Origin of the sequence: Amphritea sp. (genome assembly GCF_050300915.1) — a bacterium.
In the GTDB taxonomy this organism is placed as follows: domain Bacteria; phylum Pseudomonadota; class Gammaproteobacteria; order Pseudomonadales; family Balneatricaceae; genus Amphritea.
In genome coordinates, this window is the sequence record NZ_JBNKYN010000024.1 from 20,663 (window position 1) to 45,795 (window position 25,133).

Genomic DNA, 25,133 nt, shown 5'->3' on the forward strand with positions numbered 1-25,133 from the left:
CCAGGGACAGGTCAATGCTACAGGGTTCTAAAAGCAAAGCAGAGTCTAACTTTAAAAATTTACCGGACAGTCATTTTTATGCGGTGGTAGACGGTGCTGCATTACCAGAAGTACGCCACAGGCTCTGGCAAGATAATCCTCAACATTGCTGCCTTTGGAGCGGTAAACTGCCTCCTGATCTTGAACAGGTTGCTCCTTATCTTATTCACTTACCACAACAAACCGCTTTTAGTGATTGGCTACTTGAAATGGCTAGTCGTAGTGACTGCGCAGTTTTTATTAAAAGTCAGGATAAGGTTTCTATCACTCAATTGCGGAAGAGTCTTCGCAAGCATCTGCTAGTGAATGATTCAGAAGGAAATACCCTGGTTTTTCGGTTTTATGATCCTCGTGTGCTTGGGTGCTTTATCGATATAGCAAGTCAGGAGCAGCGCAATCAACTATTTGAAAATATTGATCGCTATATCTTGATACAGCAGGAAACGTTAGAAACTTACCATAATCAAACTGTTTTATCTGCAAGTCACTCCGGCAAAGGGCGGATGATGATTACAACAGAGCAGATGCAGAAGATGGATCTAAGTGCGTTGGATAACTATCTGACTCAACTGGTTGAAGATATACAAGCGGTATACCCAGATCATTTCTTAAATGAGACAGATGAAGCATTAAAAGAAAGATTCAGGTTGTGTATTGCAAAGGCTGAAGAGTTCAATATTGTCGGCAGGACTGATCTGTTTGAATATTGTAGTTTATGTATTCAGTGGGGAGATGACTTCTGTGGCCCTGATGGATTAATCTGGGCAAAAAATATTGTCGAAGATCCGTTTATAACTGATGGCGCAGCGAGGGTAACTTTATTGATTCAGGCTGGAGCAGAGTATCGCGCACAGCTCAACATTTAGGCAGTATAAGTTGTTATAACTATCTGGAAGTTTAAAACTCATAGAAATTTGTAAAATACGACGGTAAAGGAAAAAATCTATGGAAGGATATACGGTTCAGCCTGGAGATAGTCTCTGGAAAATTGGTCAGAAAAAAGGTATCTCGGTAGATGGAATCCTGAGTGAGAATCCTGAGCTAAAAGAGAACCCTAATTATATCGTGCCAGGACAATATATTAGGTTGCCATTAAAATCTTCACCCGTAGTTTCCGGAGTCAAAGGACCTTATGCACCATCATATGCCTTGACGCCCAAAGATCCACGATCAGACTTTAAAAGTGATAAACCTGTTGTCTATGGCCCTCAACCACTCCCAACAAAGAATCTAGCTAAAACTCAGCAAGCAGGCAATTCTGCAGCAGCTAAAAGCCAGCAAAACTGCCCAATTAATACAGAATGTGAACTGAATACGATGATTGTTGAGTGCGGTCACTCATCAAGAAAGTATAAGTTAGACGCCATTAATGGTGATCCGAAACAAAAAGGCACTCCCAAGTTGTTTTGTTTGGCAGATGAACATGGCCACGAAACAGTTAAAGTAACATTTTCTGGATGTTGTGAAAACGGCAGTAATATGTGCACGGGTGTGGAAGTAGTCAGTGAGTTAGGTGAAGAAACTCAATTCAGTTCACCTGCAGAGTTTGGCCTGACAAGCGAAGGGAAACTAGAAAAAGCAAAAGAAGAGGTAGAGCGAGATGTCGGTCAACTTCAAGAGATTTTTAAGATAGCTGATAAATATGCCTTCAAATTTAAGGAAGGAGGGCTACCAAGGCTTGCGACATATCGTTTAAATAAAGTGGAACATGGGTGTAGTCTGGCTAGTAAAGAAGCAGTGACAGACATAATACTTGTCCCCACATTTAAAGGGTCAGCTTTTGTTTCTTTTGGTTATGATGAAAAGAAAGAGTCTGTTCCTTTTTTTGATAGGGGAGGAGAAAGACGACAAGCTGTGTTCGATTATGGGGGGAGTTTTGTTCTTGGGGGAGCGGAAGTAAAAGTAACCAATAAAAAGGACACAACGATAGATCAGTACTTTCCCTGGATGCAAGGCAAAATGGATGGCTTGATCCAGAAGTTAGATGAGATGGCGTACCACTCTTATAAGGAAGCGGCTACCGCTTCTCAGAACGGTGCTCGTGGGTTACTAAGAAAAGCGGTTTCTAATACTGATTTCGTGCTGGACTTGCCAAAAGTCAAAGTCAGTTTTGATGTTGAGACAAAAGAAGCTGAGAATGAATTCTCCTTAGACATAACAGGTACCGCTAATTTAGAAATGGATCCCTTGATAGGAATGACAATTAATATCGATATCTTAGGCTGGGCTATTACGGCTATTCCAGGAATCGGTCCGTTTTTGAGTAAAGTTAAAGGTTATGCTCAAGAGAAAGGGGTAGTGCTGGCCATTATTCTTTCTGCCGAAAATAAGGTCTTCGGTAAGCTTTCCTGGGAGAAAAAGCTGAATGGTGATTGGGAACTGAATAGCACAGAGAATAAAAATGAGATTGGGGGGAGCGTACTACTGAAGCTTGAGGGAAAAGCAGAAATGGAGGTTGAAACTTTTATTGTAGAAGTAAAGGCTGGTGCGAAAATATTAGCAGCAAGTGCTAAAAAAAGCAGTGAAGGTTGCGGTTTAATTGCGAAAGTAAAACCCGGAATAAAAGACTGCAAACCTTATTTTGACGGTGAGATAGAGTTTACGGGGCTCTCAATTTATCAATGTCTCTATGCTGAGCTTGGAGTAAAGTCCTCGGATAATGGAAGCGCAAGTGAAGAGGAAACTGGCATCGATTATGTTGATAATTTACCCAAAAAAGATAAAGACATAAAAAATGAGGAATATAAGAAAATGAAGGTTGTTCTAGAACCTTGTAAATGGCCAGAGTCAAAAAATAGCGAAGGGATTGGAGTAGGAGAGGTAACTGTATGATCAAAAAACTAGTACGTTTTTTTTGTGTTTCTTTGGTAATTATTACATGTGTAGGTTGTGGTGAAGATATGACTGTTTTTGAAAGAAAACCTTTTTTTAGTATTAGTGTCGAAGGGCATGGCGCTGCCTATGCTGTTTTAATGAATGGGCTGACAGTTTATAGGAGTATTGATAGAGAAATTCAAGTATCAACGAAGATTCATGTTAATCATCTGATTGTATCAGGCGATAATGAAATTAAAATATTGGTATACCGTGACGAGGACACAGGTACTATGCCGGAAGGAGCTAAAGTTGCTGTGAATCTTATGCTTAGAGACTTCGATGACAAGGATAGTAAAGCTGTTTTCGGTTTAGGCTTTGAAAATGGACATTATTATTCTTCCCGAGAACCCGGTAACTATTCTACAGTGAACTTTGATAAGAGTGATGATGGAAAGCTTATTGTTAAGGAACTCGATGTTAAGGAAGATGATGTTTGGAAAAAAATTGAGTTTGCAAGCGTAAACGCAGAATTTAACACGTCGTTACCACGATGGGCCTTTGAGAATGGAGATGACCTTCCTGTTTATACTAGTCTGGGAAGAGATGGTTTCAATCAGGAGCGGGATCGGTTAATGCCGCTTTATGAAGAGATACAGGCTAAAATTTCTGCTCAGGATTGGGGGTGGATTAAAGATAAATTTGCAGAGCGTAACCGAGAATATGATCTGGCGTTGTATAGGGCTCCAGGAGAAACAGAGAAACTACTGATTAAATCATTCAAAAACGTTAGTAATCCAGATGTTGCTACTCCACTAAGTTTAAAGAAAAGTGATGGTTCAGGTAAGTATTGGGGGGCTATGGATGTTACCATGCGTGAGTCAAAATTCATGAGAATGACATCAAGATCTAAAGGTGCAATGTTGTTTTATAACTTCAAAGATGGCTCTGGGTCTGAATATTTTGATGTAGTATTTCGTCGCCAAGGTGATCAATGGATTATCACTCGATAGTTATAGTCGGGCCTGAGATAATATTTCCTCAGGTCATGAGGGCTTTATGTACCATAATTACCCCGATATTCAAATAGAGAGTCGCACCTCTGGAACGTTATACTGGTCATCTATAGTAGGTATTTGGCTGTTTATGTTGATGCCGTTATATTTATATAACTACATTGTTGAAAAACATTCAGAATATACAGTTTTTGACTATCTCCTCTTTTGGGATGATGTGGCAAAATATACAAACTTCTTCTTTATAGTTTTGTTTGTTTTGCATGTGTCTGTCATCTTTCGTGTACTAGAAAGTGCTGTAATGTACTTGTTTGGTAAGAAAGTACAGGGGGTCTATCTTGGTAACGTTATCGGGATGGATAAATCATATTCTCAGCTCTTCTTATTAGATCATAAATTGAGAGCAGGAAGTGCTTATGTCGCCAACAGATCCGGTGTAAAAGAGCCTGATTTCTTTTATGCCAATCTAGGGCGTAAGCTGTGGCTCTGTACTGATATAGATGGAAACCTTGTGCAGTTGGGGTTTCCGTCTATGTTTAATCTATTTATTAAATTTTTTGCACTTGTGGCAACTAGCTTTTTTTCTTTTGCGTTCTTCTATTTTAATCTGAACTACCTTGCTACTGGTGAAGCTAGTTCTCTTCAGTTACCCGCCGTTAGTTTTATGTTTGTTGAAGATATGAGTGATTTTTTCGCTGAATTCTATCGTTATGTGATGATGTATATAGCTGCCTTTTGTCTTTTCCTAGTTTTCATAGAGAAAAAAATTAAGAAACCTCTTAGTCAGTTCAATCGTAAGGTCTGTTTATCTGAGAAAATTATTAAGTCAGGTTCAAAGATTACAGCTAAGGTTGTCCATTTAGACAGTTATCAAACATTAAGAAAGAAGCACAATCATAATGATAGCCTTACTGACGAGTATGAAAGATATTTGCATTATTTTGTAGAGTTAGAAATTCAGTCTGGGTTGCCTAATCCATATTATTGTGCGGCATATATTCCTCATGATCAGGTAGAGTTTTACTCCCGTCGTAAATTTAAATTGGTATCAGGTTTTGCCAATGAGAAAGGTTTTATAGTATTAGATGGAGATTATCGATCAGTACGAGAGTTTTAGTATAACTAAGTGTTAATAAGGAGTGTTTAAAATGCCAAAAGCTGCGCGTTTAGGTGATATAGGGTCGGGCCATGGGTGTTTTCCATCAACACCCATTATCTCTGGTAGTGGTGATGTATTTATTGACGGGATTCCTGCGGCTCGTGTAGGTGACCCTCTTGCACCTCACGGCTGTAGCAAGTGTCCGCCGCATGGAAGGGCGGTCGCGGCAGGTTCCTCGTCTGTAATGATTAATGGACGGCCTGCTGCCCGGGTGGGTGATTCTATTAGCTGTGGGGGTTCGGTGGCGGCGGGTTCTGGCACTGTCTCAATCGGCTGATTGAGTGTCGGGTGGCTTGATATCCAGAACGGTTAAACAAGCCACTTACACCGTTGCTTATAAAAGCTCTTTCTTCTCCCGTATCCAGGGGGTTTCGCCGGTCTGATCTTTAATAGTTTCGGACAGGGTGATGGCTTCGATATATTCAACCGGTTGCGCTGTGACGACGTTGAACCACTGAGTGAACTTCCCCTGGCTTTTGATCACCTGGGTTTTTATATCCGGATAGCGTTGTTGCCATTGACTGGCGTCCTGTTTGTTTTGGAAGGCCGCCAGCTGGAGCAGATAATAGGTTTCCGGCTCTAATGCCGGGTTGTTAAAGTCAGCGCTCTGTATTACCCAGTGGTGTTGTGTCTTCTGGCTTTGTATTGTCTGGGCTGTTGGTGTCTCACTTTTCTCTGTCTCGTGGGTTTTGCTCGTTAACTCTTTTTTCTGATGTTTGTTTGTCGGTATATAAGCCAGCTGTGTGGCAGGATCACTCTTTTTATGCGGTATTTTCTGAGCTATCGGATTTTTCGCGTCGGGGGCGGTTTCCGCCTGAGCAATGCTTTGCTGAGTGTTTGTCGATTGTTTGGCGGGTGCGGTATTCGCCTGAGTAACCGGTTGAGGTTCTTGTTCAGTTAATGCCAGTGCCGGGTCTTTCAGGGTCGTTCTGAAGCGGCGGATGGTTTCGCTGTCAGAGGCATTGCAATGCCAGTAACGTTCTGCAGGTTGTTTACGCTGATAACACTGGATAAACCAGGCACCCAGTTGCTGTTCGTGGTAATAGTAGTTATCTGGCCTGATCTCCACATTATAGGTGGATGAGGGTAAGCGCGGCACACGCTCCGATGCGTTGCCTGAGACAGTGATTGTCATAGCGGCGATTAATATTGCAATCGGGTAAACCTTATCCATGGCTGGAATCCTTATTTTTCTCTCTACGGCCTGATCGTATTTAAGCAAAAATCAAGCCACGCAATAGGCCCGATTTCTAACAAAATAGCGGGCAAATTTGGGTGCGTAAGCAATAATTGCGCGGTTTCTTTCTCACTTTTCTGCGGTTGTTGCACAGCCCTTTGTTTTAATCGCTGGCTGCAGTAAACTCCGTCAATCAAAAGGATTGTCACGTTAAGGGAGTAAAAAAGATGCAGGGAGCAATGACGCCTATCAAAGAGATTCAGCTGGAGCAGATGACTCAGCTGCGGGAGCGGTCTAAGGCGGTTTCCGTCATTCTTAATAAAGAACTTCAGGCGTATCTGAAAACCATCACCCCGTTGTTTTCTCCCAGAAAGGTGTTGGGGGAGTATATGCAGAGTGCCTCCCGCGATAAAGTTGTTGGCGCTGAGAAAAACTATTCCATCATATTGGAGAACTACAAATCTGTTTTGCGTGATGCCTTTGGTTACAACGCCAAGCTGTCCTCTCCTGTACCTGCCATTCAGAATGAGTTAGTTGCTGAACCCTGGGTTTATCGTGATGATCTGGATGGGACGATTTTGAGTTTTAGTTCGCCGGTGCGTTGGGTGCTTAGCTATGACTGCAGTTATGACCTGCCCAGGCTGATCGCAGAGAAGCTTAAAGATGAGCAGCCCCATTACGATTCCATTACTTCGTTTGTGTTGAATGCGCTGGTAATCTGGCTGTTGCTTGAGAATAGCCCGGGACTGGTGCGTTTGCTGGAAGGCTTAGGTTATGCGGTGTCAATTGAGCGGCAGCCGAAAATTGCGGGCATGCTTCCTTTTGTTGTGCTGACATCCCGGGTGGCTGCATTCCGGCCTCAGAATGAGTTGGTGCGAATGGTGTCACAGTTCTCTGGAAGTACAGGCTTTGAAGAGATCATTGATGTTGACCAGATCGATGCTATTGAAAATCCGCTGCAAATTAAGTTGCAGTCTCTGTTGAATATTGAGTATTGAGTGAGTTTGCGCAGTCGATACTGATTGCGCATTTTACTGCCCAGCATGGGGGTTTCTTTTTCTTTGGTATTCACCTTGAATTTAATTTAACTGTTTGAAATAAAACATATTTTTGTTTTTTGGCTTGAAGCATGCTTTAAACCTGGCAGGCTAACATCACTATCTAAGGAGAGAAAAAATGCCAACACCAGGTTATATGTCCATTCAGGGCGAAACTCAGGGTAATATCACCGAAGGCGCTAACAGCATGGAGTCTATGGGGAATCGTTACCAGGAAGGTCATGAGAACGAAATTACCGTTCAGGGCTTTTCCCATCAGATCATGATTCCTCGCGACCCACAAAGTGGTCAGCCAAGTGGTCAGCGTGTTCATGATGCGCTGGTTATTTCCAAAATTTATGACAAGTCTTCACCTAAACTGTTCGAAGCGCTGACCAGTGGTGAACGTTTGCCGCGTATCGAGCTGAAATGGTACCGCACCTCTATGACGGGTCAGCAAGAGCATTACTTCACTCATGTGCTGGAAGATGCAATGATTGTTGATATCAAGGCGCATATGCCTAACTGTCAGGATCCAGCAATGGAACATTTCACTCACATGGAAGATGTTGCCTTCACTTATCGTAAGATCAGCTGGACTCATGAAGTTGCCGGAACCTCTGGTTCTGATGACTGGCGTCTGCCAAAAGCCTGATAACCCGGGTTTATGTCTGCTAATAACCGACCTGCGGGTCGGTTTTTTTATATCTATTGCTCCAGAACATTGCAATAAACAGGAGATTTGGGGTTTAATTCACCTTCTTAGAAAGGGAGTTCATTATGTTCCAGGGATTTTTGGAGCGATTTTGGCGGCAAATTTTTATGCTGCTTCTCGCCACCACACTGCTAAATGGCTGCTCAACTGTTTCAGATATGCTGTCTGATGATGAGCCACCGCCTCCACCCCCAGAGCTGGTTGTTTCTGTTATTGCGGATTCCGCTGTTAATCAGGATCTCGATGGACGACCCTCCCCGACAGTCGTGCGTATCTATCAGTTAGAAGATGATGCGCTGTTTAAAGAGAGTGACTTTTTTGCCCTCTATGATAACGACAGTGCTTTGTTGTCGGGTGACCTGTTATTACGTGATGAGATGATTGTAAATCCCGGAGGATCGGCAATTAAAAAAACATTGCTGGATAAAAATACCGAATTTGTTGGTGTGTTGGCCGCTTTTCAGAATACTGACAACGGTGTGATGAAAAAAGTGGTTGCCGTAAACGCAGAGAAGGACCAGTCGGTTCAGGTTCGGCTTAAGGACAATCAATTGGCACTTGACCTGCTCGATTGAATAGCTTTTTTTGTGATTTAGCGTCTGATTTTGGATTTTGAAGTGGAGTCACGGAGTGACGAATAAAGTTATCTGGCATGAAGGTATGTTCCTTCGGCCGCAGCATTTTCAACAGCATGACCAATATCTGTTGAAGGAAATTAATAACCGCATTCGTGCGATCACCTGCTTTAACTGGGGCTTTTCCCGTTTGCAAGTTAATTCCGCCAATCTGAAAATTGGTGAGGTTTCACTGGACGATTGTGCCGGATGTTTTGCTGATGGTACCAGTTTTGATATGCATACCGGCGATGCACCACCGCTGCCTGTGCTGGTTAATGACTCGATCTCCGATGCGATAATTTATCTGGCAATTCCATTGCAACAATCAGGTATTACGGAAGTTGGTAGCAACGACAATCGTAATAGTCTGGTGCGCTATCTGCCAAAATCTGTTGAAGTCGCTGATATGGTTTCGGTGCAAAATGAGCAGACCAGTATTCAGGTCGGAGAGTTGCGCTTACGTCTGTTTATTGAGGATGCCCGGCAGAACTCGGAGAATCAGGTGCCTGATGGTTATACCCGATTGGCGGTTGCGCAAATTGAAGAAGTAAAAGGCGGCCAGATCCGTCTGCGTCAGCAGTTTATACCACCTTTGTTAGATATTGGCGCGTCTGACCTGTTACAGAATTTTCTCACTGAATTGCAATCGATGTTGACTACCCGTGCACGGGAGCTCGCAGCCCGGGTGAGTAGTTCCGGCGGTAAAGGGGGCGTTGCCGAAGTGACAGATTTTATGTTGCTTCAGCTGTTGAATCGATTTGACCCTTTATTGTCGTTGTACCGTCAGGTGCCGGAGATGTCACCACTGGAGCTGTATGAGCGGTTACTACAGCTGGTGGGCGAACTGGCGACCTTTATGAAGCCGGAAAAGCGTCCCCCGGAGTTTACTGAGTATCAGCAGGATAATCTGATTGGTACGTTTCTTCCCTTACTGGAAGAGTTGAAAGGTTGCTTCGGCACAGTACTTGAGCAGATAGCGGAAGGTATTCCTCTCTCTCCTGAACAGTATGGTATTAGGGCAGCCAGAATTCGCGATCGTGTACTGCTAAAAAGTGCGGACTTCATTTTTGCCGTCAGCGCTCAGGTTGCTCAGGAAAAACTCCGTACTCAGTTTCCACAACAGATCAAGATTGGTCCGGTTGAACGCATACGCGAGCTTATTACCAGTGCATTGCCGGGTATTCCCATCGCTCCGTTACCGGTAGCGCCACGGGAGATTCCGTACCACGCAGGGTTTACCTACTTCCAACTCGATACCAGTCATGAGATCTGGAAAGAGCTGGATAAATCCGGCGGTATCGCTTTTCATGTGGGAGGCGAGTTCCCAGGGCTTGAATGCCAGTTCTGGGCCATTAAACGCAGATAGATAGTTGTATATCATGGATGATCAAACCGTAATTCGCCCGATGCCGGGAGGGCGTAAACCCCGCAACACAGGAACTCCTGACCGGCGACCAACTGATTTGGCTTCGCGACAGCCGGCTCCTCATACCGACTATGTTCAGCACGGGCAACCTATGAGCCAGCCACTGAGATCCCCTGCAACCGATTATGACTATTCTGGTGCAGGGCCTGTTGCCCAGGGAGTGCTCTCGCAGGGGGAAAATCCACTGCTTCAACTGGTCACTCCATTGCTGGCTTTTCTGGGGAAGATACAGAATACGATTGAGTGTCCTGATCTCGAAGAGTTTCGTCGATATGCGCTGGATCAGATTCAACTGTATGAGTCTCAGGGCTGGGGAGTGTCCGGAGGACGGGAGAACAGTGAGTATATCAGTTATCCCTTGTGTGCCCTGATCGATGAGATTGTACTCAATACTCCCTGGGGCAGTAACAGCCGCTGGGGTAGTGAGAGTCTGCTGATTACCCGCCACCAGGAGGCCTGGGGTGGCGAGCGCTTCTTTAGTTATCTGAATGAGCTGATGAAACGTCCGGCAAGTAATCTCGAGCTGTTGGAGTTTTATTTCGCGTGCCTCTCCCTGGGCTTTGAAGGCAAATACCGGCGCATGGCTAATGGTCGTCGGGAGCTGGACCGTTTGCGCAGCGAACTTTATATCCTCATTAATCGACACCGCAATTATGAACCGGAAGGGCTATCCCCTCACTGGGAAGGTGTGTCTGATCGACGTATTGGTATTGCCCGTTATGTACCTTTTTGGGTGATCTGGGCATTTTGTCTTTTCCTGTTGATGGCTGCGTTTCTGGGGTTTATCTGGAAGATAACGCAAAAGTCTGATCAGTTGATGGAGCTGTTTGCCGGTATCAGTCGTACCCCTGTTGTTGAAGTAACACCGGTAAATATTGATCGTCTTGCCGCGCCGCTGTTTGCCGCGCCTGAGCCTGATCTGATGCCTGAAAAGATCGATTATTTTGCTTTGCTGGAACCCGTGTTAGTGGAAGAGCTCGCAGCAGGAACCGTCGAACTGATCGATGAGGAAAATCAGGTCAGATTGCGATTACGTCATGCAAGGTTGTTCCCTTCAGGGCAAGCCGATCTGTCCCATGAGTTTGTCTCTCTGGTAGAGCGAATCGGTGTGCAGCTTAAAGGTGTGGGTAAGCCGATTATCATCGAAGGACATTCCGATAATGTGCCTATTTTCTCAACCCGTTACCCCTCTAACTGGGCGTTGTCACAAGCCCGTGCTAAGTCCGTTGCTGAAGTGTTGCTCAGTCAGTTGGAAGAGGGGGTGGTGATGCGGGTTGAGGGCAAAGCCTCCAGCGCTCCGCTGGTGGAGAATAACTCCAATCTGAACCGGGCACTCAACCGCAGGGTCGAGATTCTGCTGCGAAAATAGTAATGCCTTAATGCGAGCATGTTTTGTTCAGGGATTGACAGGAAGACACGTGAAAAAGTTAATCAGGATTATCACCAATCGATGGTTTATTCAGAGTATCGGGATTATCTGTCTCGCATTGCTGATCTGGTTTATCGGGCCATTATTTGCCATCGCCGAAAATTATTTTCTGGCCAGCGAATTTGCCCGGCTTCTGGCGATTGTGATCGTTGTACTCTGCTGGGCAGGCATCACAGTCCTGTTTTTCTGGCGGCAAAAGAAAAAAAATGAACAACTGCTGGATGATCTGGGGAGTGAGCAGCTGGATCAGGCCTATATGGCGGAGAGTGCGCGAGAGGATGAGCAAGCAATTATTCGTGGTCGGTTTGATGAAGCGTTGCAGATTTTGCGCAACAGTAAGGGCGGCTCCGGTAAAGCCACTAACCTGTATGAGCTGCCCTGGTATATCATCATTGGCCCACCGGGCTCGGGTAAAACCACTGCACTGATTAACTCCGGACTGAACTTTCCTCTGGCCGACCGGATGGGCAGCGAGGCAATTCAGGGAATTGGTGGCACGCGTCATTGTGACTGGTGGTTTACCGACGAGGCAGTGATGATCGACACTGCCGGCCGCTTTACCACTCAGGATAGCCATGAATCGGTTGACCGTGCCGCCTGGCAGCAATTTATGGATCTGCTGAAAAAGAATCGCCCGCAACAGCCAGTGAATGGCGTATTGGTGACCATGAGCGTGGCTGATCTGATGCAGCAATCCGACGACGAAAGAGCGTTGTATGCGCAGACTATACGGCGTCGTATCGAAGAGTTGAATGAGCATCTTGGGATCTCAGCACCGGTCTATTTTACCTTTACTAAGTGTGATCTGATCTCCGGTTTCAGTGAGTTCTTTGGCCATTATGACCGTGACGCCCGGGCACAGGTGTGGGGTGAAACGTTTCAGCTGCCCGAATCTGGTCGGCCGCAGTTTAATCTTGATGATTATGCAGACAGGTTTGACGCACTGACGCTTCGACTGGAACAGCAACTGATTGAGCGGATATATCAGGAGCAGGATCCTGATAAACGCACTCTGATTATGGGCTTTCCCCGTCAGTTTGCCGGGCTTCGGGATATTATTTCGATCTTTCTGGGAGATATTTTCAGTACCAATCGCTATAGCGAGGGGGCGTTGCTGCGGGGGGTGTACTTTACCAGTGGGACTCAGGCCGGGACTCCCATTGACCGCTTGCTGGGGACTTTGGCAAAGAGCTTTGGCTTTAATAATTCGACACTGGTGGGCGCCAGTGGTCGCGGTAAAAGTTTCTTTCTCAAAAACCTGTTACAGCGGGTGATCTTTGTCGAAGCTGGTATCGCTGGAGTTGACCAGCAACTGATCAGGCGACGTCGCTGGATGCAACGTCTGGTTGTTAGCGGCGCACTGATGGTATTTCTGCTTGGTACTGGGCTGCTGAGTTGGTCATTCGTGAATAATGAACAAAAGATTCAGCAGCTGACCCAGCTAAATACCCGCTTTTCTGAGCAGTCAGTGCAGGTGCCGATGTTTGAAGCCGATTTTCTGTCGGTATTGCCGGAGTTGAATACGTTACGTGATGCAACCAAGCTTTATGATGATACGGGTGTCGATCATACCTTCGGGTTGTATCAGGGGTATACCCTTACTGAGGGGGCGCGTTCGGCGTATCTGAACTTATTGCAAAGTGCACTGCTGCCGGTGCTGACCGCGCGGATTGAAGAGCTGATTATTGCCAGTGATCCTAAGCAGACCTCCAGCCTTTATGAACTGCTTAAAACCTACCTGATGTATGGCGGTGTAAAACCCTATGATGCTGAGCTACTAACCACCTGGGCGGTGCTTGACTGGCAGGAATCCTATGCCCTTGACGAGCAGGTAGTCAATGATCTGAGCGGACATATGCAGGTGCTGATGGAGAATGGTTTCCTGCCGGTCGCACTGAATGAGGAGATTGTCTCCCATGCCCGGCGAATCTTGTCGACCGATCCGTTAGAAAAACAGGTCTATCAGGCGATCCTCAGAGAGTTGAATCAGGAACATAAACATGACCTGGCACTGGATCAGGTGTTTGGCCCTTATGCGTTTGATCTTTTTAAGAGTAAGCATGGCGGTGACCTGACGACGTTTGTGATGCCTGGCGTATTTACCAAACAGGGTTTCTACACACTGTTTCTACCCAACAGCACCACGCTTTCAAAGGAATATATCGACAATAACTGGGTGATGGGTGATCGCTATCAGTCGCGTCATTATATGGACAGCGATACCCTGCAGCGTAAAGTGCTCGGATTGTATTATGACGACTTTATTCAGCACTGGGATGACATGATCAATGATATGGCGATGCAGCGCCCGGCCAATGCGGAAGCAAGTATCCGGCAGATCTCGGTTGCCGCAGGGTTGGATAGCCCGTTACGTCATTTAGTGGAGACCCTGAATGAGGAGACGACGCTGACAAAACCGTTTTCGGCAGAGCAGGGCGAGGGCTCTGATCAGTTGGCGCGGACGCTCTCCAGTGTTAATCAGGGCGTAGCTGTGAAGCAGCAGAAGGTTAGTCGCCTGATGCGTGATGCCAAAAAAGCGGGCTTGCTCGATAATCTGGGAGGCGATCTTGGGCAGCAGGTTGAGCGTTATTATACGCCGTACTACAAGTTAATGGAGAAGCGTGGCAGTTCTTCGCTGTTGGACCGGTTGAGTCAGGATCTGGCTGAATTGAGTAGCTATATGGATGATGCTGCTAATTCATCATTCTCCAGTACCGGCGCCATTGATGCGGTTCAGGGACGGATCTCCCGCAATAAAACCGATCCACTGGCAAAAGTGAACAGCTACCAGGCGGATATGCCCGAGATGATGCAGGGGTGGCTGGGGGCCCTGGGGGCGCAGAATTGGTCGGTTGTACTGGACAACACCAAAACCGAGTTGAATCAGCTGTGGCAGTCTCAGGTGACCTATGAGTGTAAAAACTTCCTGGAAGGTCGTTATCCGGTGAACGCCAATGCCAGCTCCGAAGTGACCCTGGAGGATTTTAGTCGCTTCTTTGGTCCGGATGGCACCCTGGACAGTTTTGTTAATACCTACCTCCGGGATTTTATTGATACCAAAGGGCGTACCTGGGTTGAGCGTGAGGTCGATGGTCAGAAGATCGGCCTGACTAAGGAGACCCTGCTTCAGCTGCAGAAAGCGAACGATATTAAAGAAACATTCTTTCGTAATGGCGAACTGTCGGTACCTTTCGTGATGCGACCGGTGAGGCTGGATACAGATGCATCAAAGTTCTTTCTCAGTATCGGCTCACAGGAAGTGATCTATCGTCACGGGCCTCGTCGTTCCAGTGCGGTCACCTGGCCTTCGCTCGATAGTGACACTGTGCGTCTGCGTTTCGAAGGACTTAATGGCGAGGTTAAATCCAGCACTGAAGATGGTCCCTGGGCCTGGTTTCGTTTGCTGAATAAATCGCAGCTGAACAAAACCGATAACCGGGCGGTGTACGAAGTGAACTTTTCTGAGGAGGGGTTGAGTGCCGCTTTTGAACTGCGAGCTAAAAGTGTCATTAATCCCTTTGCTGATGATTTGTTAGCGGGATTCCGCTGTCAGGAATCCCTCTGATATGGGGCCGGTGCAGAGTGGTTTTTACGGTAAAGTTCCCTGCAAAGGGGATTTTGTCAGTCGTGGCCTTAGCCGCAACTGTATTGCTAATCTCGATCGCTGGTTACAGCAAGGGATGACCAGTAGTAAAGGCTATATGAACGATAACTGGAGCGCGCATTATATGATCGCGCCAGTCTGGCAGTTTTATATCTCGCCGGGCATTGTCGATAGTCAGGGCTGGCTGGGCGTTTTTATCCCCAGTATTGATAGTGTTGGACGCAAGTTTCCCTGTCTGATAGCGGTGCCGGTTTCCACCCCGTTTGTTTGCCTGAAACAACTGGAAGATCAGGAGGAGTTACTGATGCAGATTGAAACGCTGCTGTTTGACTCACTTGAGGATAACTTTGACTTTCCGCTGTTTTGCCACCAGGTGGCTAGTTTGAAATTGCTGCCCGCATACCCCTCAGTTGATCTGTATCGGGCCGTCAAACCCGTGGTGGTTATGCACAACCTTGAACTGCAGCGTGCTGATCTGCGTAATCTGGATTTAACGTCTGAATACAGCCATCCGACGGTCTGGTGGAGTGAAGGCTCCGAAACTATCGAGCCTCAGCTTTGGTTTAGTAATGGCTTACCGGATGCGTCCCAGTTTCGCTTCTTTTTAACGGGAAGATAGATGAATTATAACCATGGAGCGGTTTATGTCGGTTGAAACTCCGCTGGTTTCCAGTCGTTATATCAGCAGTGCCTTGACCTCAGTTGGTAACGTACGAAAACATAATGAGGACGCTTTTCTGAGCCAGCCTGAACAGGCTCACTGGGCTGTTGCTGATGGTATGGGGGGGCATTTTGCCGGGGATGTTGCCAGTCAGTTGATTGTTGATTCGTTACAGATGTTTGAACAACAATCCCATGTTTCAGACAGTGTTGATCTGCTGGAAGATATCCTGCTGCAAACTAATCGTAAGCTGCTGGAGCTGGCAGGAGATGATCAGAAGATAATTGGCTCGACAGTAGCAGGCCTGGTACTGTTGGCAGACTATTATCTGCTTTACTGGTGTGGAGATAGCCGCATCTATCTTTATCGTAATGGCGTGCTGGTGCAGGAGAGCGTTGACCACACCTACACTCAGGGGCTGGTTGCACAAGGCCGGTTAACCCCGGAAGAGGCCCTGATACACCCTGAGCGGAATGTGATTACCCGGGCGGTGGGTGCTGCTGATTCTCTGTATATCGATATGGATATCCGTAATCTGCATGCTGGGGATCGTTTCCTGATTTGCAGTGATGGCCTGGATAAAGAACTTTCTGATGCTGATATAGCGGCGTTTCTGGCTCAGCGTCATCTTCCGCTGGAGCAACTGACGCAAAAGATGATGGACTGCTGCCTGCAACGTGGTGGCCGGGATAATATTACATTGATATTGATTGAAAATCCGGCAGTTGCCTGAATAAAGGAATAGCAGACAGCGCATGAAGGATTTTAAACATCAGCTAAAGCAGTATTTGCATGGACATACAACATTCGACCGGCTACTTGAAACTGTTGCTACACTTATCTCCCATCAGCCTCATTTAACCGCGACAGTCGTGACTGGCTTGCAGCAGATGGCCGAGCGTCAACTACTCAGTGAGGGTGACCTCAGTGCCCTGATGAAGACAATCGATCAGAGCCGCTCAGAATATGCCGTCACTGATGAACAGACTCAAATACTGAGCGCTGCTGTGTCAGCGGGAATTGATAGTATTGCCCGCGACGAGCAAACCTCCATGCGGGCTCCGCAAAGCAGGGGGTTGCCACAGGACGAAGATGATAAAACTCATCTGGCCGCCTACTGTCCAGGTGCCGCAAAGCCTGGCGACAATTCAGAAAGAAATCAGATCAGGTCAACGGCATTCACAACGAAAACGGAAACGGTGACGTCAACTGGCACCAGTACCTCTCGCTGGAGCAAACCCTTTACGACTGATAATCCAGAAGAGTCGGTTATCGGTGTCGGCACCTTGATTAAAGACCGGTTCCGTCTGGTTGAGTTTATTGGCTGTGGCGGTATGGGCGATGTCTATAAAGCGGAAGATCAGCGCCGTATTGATGCGCAGGATATCGATAGTCTGGTCGCGATAAAGGTATTGAATAAAACCTTTCGAGAGCATCCGGAATCTCTCAGGTCGTTGCAGCGGGAAGCGCGTAAAACACAAAATCTGGCCCACCCGAATATAGTCAATGTATTTGACTTCGACCGGGATCGGGAGCATGTGTTTATGACCATGGAGCTGATGCGTGGTGCTCCTTTAAGTGCAGTGATAAAAAATCATCCAACAGGATTTCCCCTGTCTACGGTGCTCGATTATACCGCAGGTATGGCCGGCGCTTTGGGGTATGCCCATCAACAGGGCGTGGTGCACTCTGATTTGAAACCCAGCAATATCTTTCTTGATGGTGGTCAGGTTAAGGTGTTTGATTTCGGCATTGCCCGGGCGGCAAAGTCGGGTACGACTCAGGAAGATAGTTTTGACGCCGGAGAGCTGGGTGCCCTGACACCCAGCTATGCATCGCCAGCGATGTTGGCAGGGGTACCACATGCGGATCCCCGGGATGATCTGTATGCGCTGGGTTGTATCATCTATGAACTGCTAACCGGCAAACACCCGTTCATCCGTGATGGGAAGAAAGTACCAGCTGATGAAGCCTGGAAAACCGGGATGAAGATGGCTGAGCTGAAGCAGCTTAGCCGAAATCAGAATAAAGCACTGAGGCAATTGCTGGCATTTGATGAACGCCAGCGAACCGAAAGTGTCGATGCTTTCTTGCAACAGTTTATGCCTCAATACCAGCGTCATAGCCTGATGAGTCGGTGGTATGTCTGGGTCTTAATTTTTCTGTTTGTGTGCGGCGTATCCTACTTTCCTCTGCGTAATCTGTGGCAACAGAAGCAGATCGATAATTTTGTTGATGACCTGACAAATCTGGACGAAGACGCAGTAAATGAGTGGTTGGAACGGATTCAGGCGATGGATGCCGAACAGCAGAGTGAATTTTTCAACGATGTGCAGGTGAAGCGTGAACTGACCCGATATTTTTTGCAACAGGTCAGTCTTAATGCTGATGCAGATGCCTATAGCCGTGCCCAGCAACTGGCCGACCGTGCGTTGCGAATTTACGAAGATTCCCGGCGGTTGTCGGATAAACAGGAACAACTGATAAAGCAGCAGGCGGCACGACTTAATGACCTGAATAATGAGTTGAATACTGTACTCGAACTTCCCGCAGAAGAATTTGCCGGGGCATCCGAGTCTTTGATACAGCTGTTAGCGAGTATCAGAAAGGTAGACCCAGGTAGCGCCATGCTGAGTGATGCCCGGCTGCCGGTTAAGTTTATTGAAACGATGACCGAATTAAGTGAACAACGACAATTCGCTATTGCCGGACAAGCAGGTACAACCTCGGGTAAACTGTTTCCTGCTAACTCTGAGCTGGAAAGTGCGCGACGTAATCTTGCGCAGGAAGAGTTGCGCTATAACCGCTCAGTGCGTATTGCTGAACTGAATCAACGTCTGGATAGACTGGCGCCAAACAGTCTCAGTAGCTTTGCGGCCGCAGGCCCGGATATTCAGGAACTCAAACAGCTGGAACCTGGCAGTCTCAGGGTCAGTCGGTTGCAGGATACGCTTGTGGAATTACTGCTTGCGGAACAGCAGCAGCTCACTCGCCAATATCTTTGGCAGCAGGCCTCTGCACTGTCGACGACATTTGCACAGCTTCTCAGCCCTGAAGGCCTGGTTCAGCTTGAACAAGCATTAAAAAGCTCACAAACCGAATACCAAAAAGAGATTGATCGACGGGTTGCTGATATTGATGCAGATATTTCCGCTCAGCGTATCGATCAGGCTGAGCAACGCATCGGCGAGTTGCAACCGATGGTGTCAGATAAGCGAATTATTATCGCGGTGTCTGACCGTTTAGCCTCAGCACTGATCAAACAGTCCCGTGTGGCTCAGGAGCAACAAAACTGGCAACGTGCCGTTGATACGCTGGCCCGAATTCCATCGTTAGAGGTCAGTCCGGAGCTGCAACAGAGTCTTGTTTATGAACAGCAGAAGCTGGAGCAGCGCCAACAGATGAGCGTGCAGCAACTGGAGGTCTCTGCATTAGCCGAGCAGGCGCAAAAGCGTCGGGAGGAGCAGGACTCACTACTGGCTGAGTTGGAGGCAGTATTAAGTGATCCGCAACTGTCTGATAGTAGCACCCGTAAAGCACAGAATATTCTTGATCGTCTCGAAACGCAGGTGACAGATCCGGCAATTGTGATTCAGGGACGGCAGCGACTTGTTAAACGTTATAGCACAGCGGCACTTGCGGCGGCTGATACCGATATTACTGAGGCAATACGTATTCTTGAGGATGGCAGGCGTTTATTGCCCGGTCAGACCGGCATTACCGACCTGTTGGCGCAGTTTCAGATCCGTTTCGATAAGGTTTCTCTGCAAGAAAAAGCGCAACAGCAGCAGCTGCTTAAGCAGCAGATAGAAGAGGTTTTAACCGATGCCAGGGTATCATCGGAATGGGAAACACAGGTTGCCAATCTATTAGCGCGGCTTAAAGCTGAGCAGAATGAGCCGGAATATTTGCAAGGTATTAATAGCCGGATTGCCGCTATTTATGCGCAGCAGTCTCAGCGTTTACTGGCGCAAAATGAGTTTAATGCTGCCAGAGATAGCCTTGAAAAGGCTGCGCAATACGATCCATCCTTTAGTCTGGATGAGCCAAAAAAAGCGCTAGTTAGCGCAGAAAACCTGTATCGACAACGGCAGGCTGAGCGTAAGAGCGAGGCTAAGATTGGCGGTCTTAAGCAGACTTTTGATACCCAGATACAAGCCAATGACCTGACAGCGGCAGGACAAACCTTTAACCGATTAAAAACGCTGTTAGCAGAGGATGACCCCTTTATTACTCAGCAAGCTCCGCAGACGTTTCAGATTGTTTATCTACGCTTAGCGGATCAACTGGCGGCAAGACAGCGCTTCACTCAGGCAGAAAAGCTGCTACAAAGTGCACGGGATCTTGTGGCTGATCAGTCTGTGATCGATCAGCGTATAGCCAGTTATCAGGATGGTGTTCGTCTGTATCATATTGGACAGGCGATTAAAAAACCGGATCCTAACAACCTTGAACGGGCTTATAGCTTGCTTTCTGAGTTGCAGCCGGGAATGCAGCCGGATAAGTATGAGCAACTGAGTCTGGATCTGCAGAGAGCGATTGTTGCGCAGGTTAATGCTTTAAAGCATCGGTCGCCAACGCGGGCTCGTCAGCTGTTAGAAAAAGCTCAGCAGTTATTTCCTGACTACCCTCAGCTACAGCAACTCAGGTTAGGTAGCGAAAATGCTCAACCAGATAATCCGTCGCCGGAGCCATCTTCGGTACAGTCTCAGCGTCAGGCAGATACTCAACAAGTGCTGTCCCAGACAGATAGTAGTCCAACATCATCAACAGCGCGCCAGTCTCCGCCAGTTTCAGGTCGTATCTGTAGTTCAGAGTTGGCAGGCAAAGGGATTCGCTCAGTTGCTGTGTGCTGGGATATGCTGGCGGAAGGCGCTGAAAATAAAGCGCCCTTTATGATTGTTGTTCCCAATGGCGGTAGTAGTCTGGCGATCAGTAAATTTGAGATTTCCCGCCAGGATTACAACCTCTATTGTAAGTTATCCGGTGAATGTAAAGGTCTGGCGGGTGCCGAAAAGCACCCGGCGACAGGGCTTGGTCAGGCTCAGATAGATAACTACGCTGCATGGTTGAGTAATATCACCGGACACCTTTACCGTTTGCCTGCTAAAGCAGAGTGGGTGAATGCAGCGACCGCAACCGGTAGTAATCAGCCACAAAACTATAACTGCCGACTAACCCGGGGAGATCAGATTCTCAAGGGGCGCGACCTGGTCAGTGTTCAGCAGGGTAAACCGAATGCCTGGGGACTGGTTAATTACCTGGGAAATGCTCAGGAGCTGGTGCGCAGTGGATCTGGTTTGGAAGCGATGGGGGGGAGTTATCAGGTTAAGATGTCTGATTGTTCGGTCTCAATGTCAGTTCCGATATCCGGTTCGACTGATACAACCACCGGATTCCGTCTGGTGAGAGAACTCTAGAGGAGGCTACTATGAGCCGGAGTTTATATGAACTATGTTGCCGTTATGCCAATGGTGAACTAGATACTCATGAGTACCGACAGCTTCGGCGGCGTTTTATCGATCATTTAGTAAATAGTACTGACCGGACTCAACCTGCTACTGAAGTGGTTCTCGAGGAGGCAACTCAACCTCACTTTTCTCTGCTTGAGTTGCAACCGGACATGCTGCCAGCTGATAACAAATCGGAGGTAAGTATGAAATCCTCAGATTTTACCGAGAACCTTGAAGCGGTTGGGGCCAAAACGGCAAGGCACAGCATAACCGGCATGAGGGGTGTCATTATTGTCTTACTGCTGCTGGTTATTGGCGTGGTGATTTGGCTATTAAGCATACAGGATGATCGGAATCCACCCGTTCTGCAGGACGGTAATGTGAGTTTGTCGGCAAAACCTGTTACCGCTGTGCCGCTATTACGCAGTATGTATGCTCTGCTCGATTTGGACAAATGGTCGACTACAGACATTGATGATTACTCTTTATTGTTGTTGCAAAGTTCATCTGCTGATAAAAGCGTGCTTAAATCAGACAGTCGTTATCATCAGTTTTTAGATACTGTTCATATCTATCAGGTTTTGGCTGAAGCGGATCAGAATGAGGCGATGATGGTTAAGCTTGCGCAGCTGGAGCGAGAGTTACGCGACTGATAGCCGCAGTACTTTCAATTTGTGCTGCTCCTGCATAACGTGCATTCAGGAGGATGAGTGCTTTCAGAAAGACGAAAGTTGTGACGTATAAAGGATATTTTGTTATATTGTAACAAAATCGCCTGTTAAAGATTACCTCGATGTATAGTCAGATTCCTACCAATATTATTACCGGTTTTCTTGGCGTGGGTAAAACCACCGCCATTCAGTATCTTTTAAACCACAAACCTGTCGATGAGCGCTGGGCGGTACTGGTGAATGAGTTTGGCGAGGTGGGCATTGATGCCAGCCTGATGGGTAATGAGCAGCAAGCGACCGGGGTGTTTATGCGGGAGGTGCCCGGTGGTTGTATGTGTTGTGCTGCGGGGATCCCGATGCAGGTGGCCCTGAGTCAGTTAATTCGTCAGGCTAAACCTGATCGTATTCTGATAGAGCCGACTGGCCTGGGACACCCTTTGGAGGTGATTCGGGTGTTGCAGCAGCCACACTATCAGGATGTTCTCGATCTGCGCAGCACTATTACGCTGGTGGACGCCCGTAAGCTGTCAGATTCCCGCTATACCGAAAATGATACCTTTAACCAGCAGCTGCAGGTTGCCGATCGGGTCGTAGCCCATAAAGCAGACCTGTACAACGGTAATGAAACTGAGCAATTGATTCACTATCTGCAGGCACTGGGCAGTGATGCGCCGGTTATTAACGCGATTGATGGTCAGCTTGATCCTGGATGGCTGGAGGCTGTGTCACAACATAACAATGTGACTCAACCGGAAGCCTCTCATCAGCATGATCATTTTCAGGCAAACGATGAGATACCTGAATGTGGTTATCTGCGTAAAGATAATCAGAGCGAAGGCTATTACAGCAGTGGCTGGATTTTTAGTCCGGAGTTTGAGTTCGATTACTCAGAGCTTGAGCCGCTCCTGATGGGTATTGACGCAGAACGTCTTAAAGCCGTGTTTATTACCAATGAGGGCATCTTTGCTTTTAATATGGCGGATTCTGTGTTGAAAGTTCAGGCTCTGGATGAGGTGATGGATAGCAGGATAGAAGTGATAGGAAATGAGCCCTCAAACTGGTCCGGACTCGAACAACAGCTGCTTCAAATAGCTGCTCGATACTCGTATTTTACTAGAACGGAGCCTCCGGCTCCTGCTGGTAGCTAGACGAAAAACTTTGTTTTTCTTTAGGCTTTTTAAGCCGCTTTTCAGGTATTGTTGGCATCTAAATTTTGATTTATAGATACTCTTTTTTGTATTAACCAGGCAATAATCATTGCGTTGAAATAAGCGAATAACAGCAAACCAATTTTATTCAGAACCACTGTGGCAACTATGCCCCCGGTTGACTGTGCTTGAGTGATTGACACTTTGGCGTTCATTATATTAAGGAAAGCCCACCATAGCGCTTCATTAGCAGTGTTTATTCCACCTTCATAACTACTTTCAAGTTCCAGTATCAGACTTGCACAGACTGTATATGCAACGAAGGTAATCAAAATAACAACTAACGTCAGGCTTTGAAATTTGCTGGCTTGAATGGATGAAACAAGTAACTTCAACGATTTTATAGTACGAATAAATCTTAATATTCTTACGATTCTTGCAAGTCGACCCCAGCGAAACGGGTCAACCAGAGGAATAGAGGATAACAAATCAATCCATCCCCACTTTAAGTATGAAAGCTTATTATTTGCGTTATACAGGTTGACAAAAAAGTCGCCTAGAAAAACAAAGCAAATGCACAGATCAATTCTTTGAAGGATAAGTGAAATTTCAGGGTCAGTTATTAAGAATGTTTCAAAGAAGACTATAAGGAGAACGTATATGCTCAATGCCAGTAGAAATAGTTGATAAACGGCACCTCCTTTTTCCTTCATCTTTGATTTCCTTAAGACCGTTAAGAGCTTTACTGCAATATCCTTTCTGCATCGATAGTGCCAAAACATAAAGCGTCAGACAAACATTATTGTTGCTCTGAGGCCTCTTGTGCCAACAAAAAAACCGCCAGTCTGGCGGTTTTAAAAATGCTTTTTCTAGCAAGTAAACGACGTTTCCGTCTAACCACTAGCAAGTCGCGAAGCGACGTCTAGCTGCTGCTCTTAGGCGAAGCGACGTCTAACAACTTGTTTTAACAGCCGCTGCGGCGGCTAAAGCCTTTTCCTTAGCATCATCGATATCCACCCCCCGCGCCAGCGCGACACCCATGCGACGTTTACCCTTCACTTCAGGTTTACCAAACAGGCGTAACTGAGTGTCGGGGACGGCGAGGGCGGCTTCCAGGTTAGAAAAGCTCAGGTTCTGTGATTCGCCTTCGACCAGTATCACGGCGGAGGCGGATGGGCCATGCTGCACGATGTTGGGGATCGGCAGGCCTAAGATAGCACGGGCGTGCAGGGCGAACTGGGACAGGTCCTGGGAGATCATGGTGACCATGCCGGTATCATGTGGCCGGGGGGATACTTCGCTGAAGTACACCTCATCACCCTTGATAAACAGTTCAACCCCGAAGATACCCCGGCCGCCGAGTGCGCCAGTGACTTTTTCGGCGATCTCTTTCGCCCGGCTTAGTGCTATCTCGCTCATTGCCTGCGGCTGCCAGGACTCACGATAATCACCATCTTCCTGCCGGTGTCCGATCGGCTGGCAGAAGCTGGTGCCCTGAATATGGCGGATGGTCAGCAGGGTGATCTCATAATCGAAATCGACAAATCCTTCGACAATCACCCGGCCAGCGCCGGCGCGACCGCCTTCCTGAGCGTAGGTCCAGCTGGTTTCAATATCCGCAGCGCTTTTAATGGTGCTCTGTCCTTTGCCGGATGAGCTCATAATCGGTTTCACCACACAGGGCATACCAATTTCGGCAACGGCGTTTTCAAAGTCCGTGAAGTTATCGACAAACTGATAGTGGGAGGTCGGAATGCCTAACTCCTCAGCAGCCAGACGGCGGATACCTTCGCGGTTCATGGTCAGGCGCGCGGCATTAGCGGTAGGCACCACATGAAAACCTTCCTGTTCCAGTTCAACCAGGGTATCGGTTGAGATCGCTTCGATCTCCGGCACGATATAATCGGGTTTTTCCAGTTCAATCACCCGGCGCAGTTCAGCGCCATCCAGCATGGAAAAGGTATAGGAACGATCCGCTACCTGCATCGCAGGCGCGTTCTCATACCGGTCACAGGCGATCACTTCACAACCGTATCGTTGCAGTTCAATCACCACCTCTTTACCCAGTTCGCCAGAACCGCAAAGTAGAATTTTAGTGGCCGACGAAGAGAAGGGAGTACCGATAGTTGCCATGGGGGAGTCCTGTTGGAAAAAGGGGCATTATATT

Annotated in this window: 19 protein-coding genes; 16 read left to right on the forward strand and 3 right to left on the reverse strand. The window is 47.2% G+C overall.

Translation table 11 applies throughout. The annotated features are described in order from the left end of the window. The first annotated feature begins 14 nt into the window (after window positions 1-14). The 5 genes from ACQY8X_RS08520 to ACQY8X_RS08540 all read left to right on the forward strand — a co-directional run bounded on the left by ACQY8X_RS08520 (window position 15) and on the right by ACQY8X_RS08540 (window position 5,305). On the forward strand, window positions 15-905 hold the full coding sequence (locus tag ACQY8X_RS08520) for a DUF4123 domain-containing protein (RefSeq protein WP_428034726.1): 891 nt from the start codon (window positions 15-17) through the stop codon (window positions 903-905). A gap of 79 nt (window positions 906-984) precedes the next feature. Beyond that, entirely contained in the window at window positions 985-2,871 is a 1,887-nt protein-coding gene (locus ACQY8X_RS08525) for a LysM peptidoglycan-binding domain-containing protein (RefSeq protein ID WP_428034727.1), read from the forward strand. Then, window positions 2,868-3,866 (forward strand): hypothetical protein, encoded by a 999-nt coding sequence (locus ACQY8X_RS08530; protein ID WP_428034728.1) that lies wholly within the window; start codon window positions 2,868-2,870, stop codon window positions 3,864-3,866. Before ACQY8X_RS08525 ends, ACQY8X_RS08530 begins: the two co-directional genes overlap by 4 nt. Window positions 3,867-3,912: 46 nt before the next feature. After that, window positions 3,913-4,986: a hypothetical protein gene (locus tag ACQY8X_RS08535; protein ID WP_428034729.1), complete on the forward strand. Its 1,074-nt coding sequence runs from the start codon at window positions 3,913-3,915 to the stop codon at window positions 4,984-4,986. 31 nt (window positions 4,987-5,017) lie between these two features. Next, on the forward strand, window positions 5,018-5,305 hold the full coding sequence (locus ACQY8X_RS08540; RefSeq protein ID WP_428034730.1) for a type VI secretion system PAAR protein: 288 nt from the start codon (window positions 5,018-5,020) through the stop codon (window positions 5,303-5,305). 57 nt (window positions 5,306-5,362) lie between these two features. On the opposite strand, the gene ACQY8X_RS08545 is transcribed toward ACQY8X_RS08540, so the two are convergent. Then, window positions 5,363-6,202 carry a hypothetical protein gene (locus ACQY8X_RS08545; protein ID WP_428034731.1) on the reverse strand — a complete coding sequence of 280 codons (840 nt, stop codon included), beginning with the start codon at window positions 6,200-6,202 and terminating at the stop codon, window positions 5,363-5,365. 230 nt (window positions 6,203-6,432) lie between these two features. Here ACQY8X_RS08545 and ACQY8X_RS08550 point away from each other — a divergent pair, with 230 nt between their 5' ends. The 11 genes from ACQY8X_RS08550 (at window position 6,433) to ACQY8X_RS08600 (ending at window position 22,966) form a co-directional block, all read left to right on the forward strand. After that, a complete protein-coding gene (locus tag ACQY8X_RS08550; RefSeq protein ID WP_428034732.1) occupies window positions 6,433-7,203 on the forward strand; it encodes a hypothetical protein in 771 nt (256 codons plus the stop codon). Between the two features lie 178 nt (window positions 7,204-7,381). Then, entirely contained in the window at window positions 7,382-7,897 is a 516-nt protein-coding gene (locus ACQY8X_RS08555; protein WP_428034733.1) for an Hcp family type VI secretion system effector, read from the forward strand. Between the two features lie 167 nt (window positions 7,898-8,064). Beyond that, window positions 8,065-8,532 carry a type VI secretion system lipoprotein TssJ gene (gene tssJ / locus ACQY8X_RS08560; protein WP_428034734.1) on the forward strand — a complete coding sequence of 156 codons (468 nt, stop codon included), beginning with the start codon at window positions 8,065-8,067 and terminating at the stop codon, window positions 8,530-8,532. 55 nt (window positions 8,533-8,587) lie between these two features. Continuing rightward, complete coding sequence (tssK, locus tag ACQY8X_RS08565; protein WP_428034735.1) at window positions 8,588-9,940, forward strand: type VI secretion system baseplate subunit TssK; 1,353 nt, start codon at window positions 8,588-8,590, stop codon at window positions 9,938-9,940. Between the two features lie 151 nt (window positions 9,941-10,091). Further along, window positions 10,092-11,369 carry a type IVB secretion system protein IcmH/DotU gene (icmH, locus tag ACQY8X_RS08570; protein ID WP_428034736.1) on the forward strand — a complete coding sequence of 426 codons (1,278 nt, stop codon included), beginning with the start codon at window positions 10,092-10,094 and terminating at the stop codon, window positions 11,367-11,369. 49 nt (window positions 11,370-11,418) lie between these two features. Further along, window positions 11,419-14,994, forward strand: a complete 3,576-nt coding sequence (gene tssM / locus ACQY8X_RS08575; protein WP_428034737.1) for a type VI secretion system membrane subunit TssM — start codon at window positions 11,419-11,421, stop codon at window positions 14,992-14,994. Window position 14,995: 1 nt separating this feature from the next. Further along, entirely contained in the window at window positions 14,996-15,652 is a 657-nt protein-coding gene (gene tagF, locus ACQY8X_RS08580; RefSeq protein WP_428034738.1) for a type VI secretion system-associated protein TagF, read from the forward strand. A 25-nt stretch (window positions 15,653-15,677) separates the two neighbouring features. Next, window positions 15,678-16,427, forward strand: coding sequence for a PP2C family protein-serine/threonine phosphatase (locus ACQY8X_RS08585; protein ID WP_428034739.1), 750 nt, complete (start codon window positions 15,678-15,680; stop codon window positions 16,425-16,427). A 22-nt stretch (window positions 16,428-16,449) separates the two neighbouring features. Continuing rightward, window positions 16,450-21,114 carry a protein kinase domain-containing protein gene (locus ACQY8X_RS08590; protein WP_428034740.1) on the forward strand — a complete coding sequence of 1,555 codons (4,665 nt, stop codon included), beginning with the start codon at window positions 16,450-16,452 and terminating at the stop codon, window positions 21,112-21,114. A gap of 11 nt (window positions 21,115-21,125) precedes the next feature. Continuing rightward, entirely contained in the window at window positions 21,126-21,800 is a 675-nt protein-coding gene (locus ACQY8X_RS08595) for a hypothetical protein (RefSeq protein ID WP_428034741.1), read from the forward strand. Window positions 21,801-21,940: 140 nt separating this feature from the next. Continuing rightward, window positions 21,941-22,966 carry a CobW family GTP-binding protein gene (locus tag ACQY8X_RS08600; protein ID WP_428034742.1) on the forward strand — a complete coding sequence of 342 codons (1,026 nt, stop codon included), beginning with the start codon at window positions 21,941-21,943 and terminating at the stop codon, window positions 22,964-22,966. 41 nt (window positions 22,967-23,007) lie between these two features. Here ACQY8X_RS08600 and ACQY8X_RS08605 read toward each other — a convergent pair whose 3' ends face one another. Then, window positions 23,008-23,679, reverse strand: a complete 672-nt coding sequence (locus tag ACQY8X_RS08605; RefSeq protein ID WP_428034743.1) for an ion transporter — start codon at window positions 23,677-23,679, stop codon at window positions 23,008-23,010. Between the two features lie 238 nt (window positions 23,680-23,917). Beyond that, entirely contained in the window at window positions 23,918-25,099 is a 1,182-nt protein-coding gene (purT, locus tag ACQY8X_RS08610; RefSeq protein ID WP_428034744.1) for a formate-dependent phosphoribosylglycinamide formyltransferase, read from the reverse strand. Window positions 25,100-25,133 lie beyond the last annotated feature (34 nt).

Excerpts from the sequence above, each read along its gene's own strand:
- ACQY8X_RS08525 (WP_428034727.1), top strand. The coding sequence starts at position 985 with ATGGAAGGATATACGGTTCAGCCTGGAGATAGTCTCTGGAAAATTGGT.
- purT (WP_428034744.1), bottom strand. The coding sequence starts at position 25,099 with ATGGCAACTATCGGTACTCCCTTCTCTTCGTCGGCCACTAAAATTCTA.
- ACQY8X_RS08545 (WP_428034731.1), bottom strand. The coding sequence starts at position 6,202 with ATGGATAAGGTTTACCCGATTGCAATATTAATCGCCGCTATGACAATC.
- ACQY8X_RS08555 (WP_428034733.1), top strand. The coding sequence starts at position 7,382 with ATGCCAACACCAGGTTATATGTCCATTCAGGGCGAAACTCAGGGTAAT.
- icmH (WP_428034736.1), top strand. The coding sequence starts at position 10,092 with ATGAGCCAGCCACTGAGATCCCCTGCAACCGATTATGACTATTCTGGT.
- ACQY8X_RS08535 (WP_428034729.1), top strand. The coding sequence starts at position 3,913 with ATGTACCATAATTACCCCGATATTCAAATAGAGAGTCGCACCTCTGGA.
- tagF (WP_428034738.1), top strand. The coding sequence starts at position 14,996 with ATGGGGCCGGTGCAGAGTGGTTTTTACGGTAAAGTTCCCTGCAAAGGG.
- ACQY8X_RS08540 (WP_428034730.1), top strand. The coding sequence starts at position 5,018 with ATGCCAAAAGCTGCGCGTTTAGGTGATATAGGGTCGGGCCATGGGTGT.
- ACQY8X_RS08520 (WP_428034726.1), top strand. The coding sequence starts at position 15 with ATGCTACAGGGTTCTAAAAGCAAAGCAGAGTCTAACTTTAAAAATTTA.
- ACQY8X_RS08605 (WP_428034743.1), bottom strand. The coding sequence starts at position 23,679 with ATGAAGGAAAAAGGAGGTGCCGTTTATCAACTATTTCTACTGGCATTG.
- ACQY8X_RS08585 (WP_428034739.1), top strand. The coding sequence starts at position 15,678 with ATGTCGGTTGAAACTCCGCTGGTTTCCAGTCGTTATATCAGCAGTGCC.
- ACQY8X_RS08600 (WP_428034742.1), top strand. The coding sequence starts at position 21,941 with ATGTATAGTCAGATTCCTACCAATATTATTACCGGTTTTCTTGGCGTG.
- tssJ (WP_428034734.1), top strand. The coding sequence starts at position 8,065 with ATGCTGCTTCTCGCCACCACACTGCTAAATGGCTGCTCAACTGTTTCA.
- ACQY8X_RS08530 (WP_428034728.1), top strand. The coding sequence starts at position 2,868 with ATGATCAAAAAACTAGTACGTTTTTTTTGTGTTTCTTTGGTAATTATT.
- ACQY8X_RS08595 (WP_428034741.1), top strand. The coding sequence starts at position 21,126 with ATGAGCCGGAGTTTATATGAACTATGTTGCCGTTATGCCAATGGTGAA.
- ACQY8X_RS08550 (WP_428034732.1), top strand. The coding sequence starts at position 6,433 with ATGCAGGGAGCAATGACGCCTATCAAAGAGATTCAGCTGGAGCAGATG.
- ACQY8X_RS08590 (WP_428034740.1), top strand. The coding sequence starts at position 16,450 with ATGAAGGATTTTAAACATCAGCTAAAGCAGTATTTGCATGGACATACA.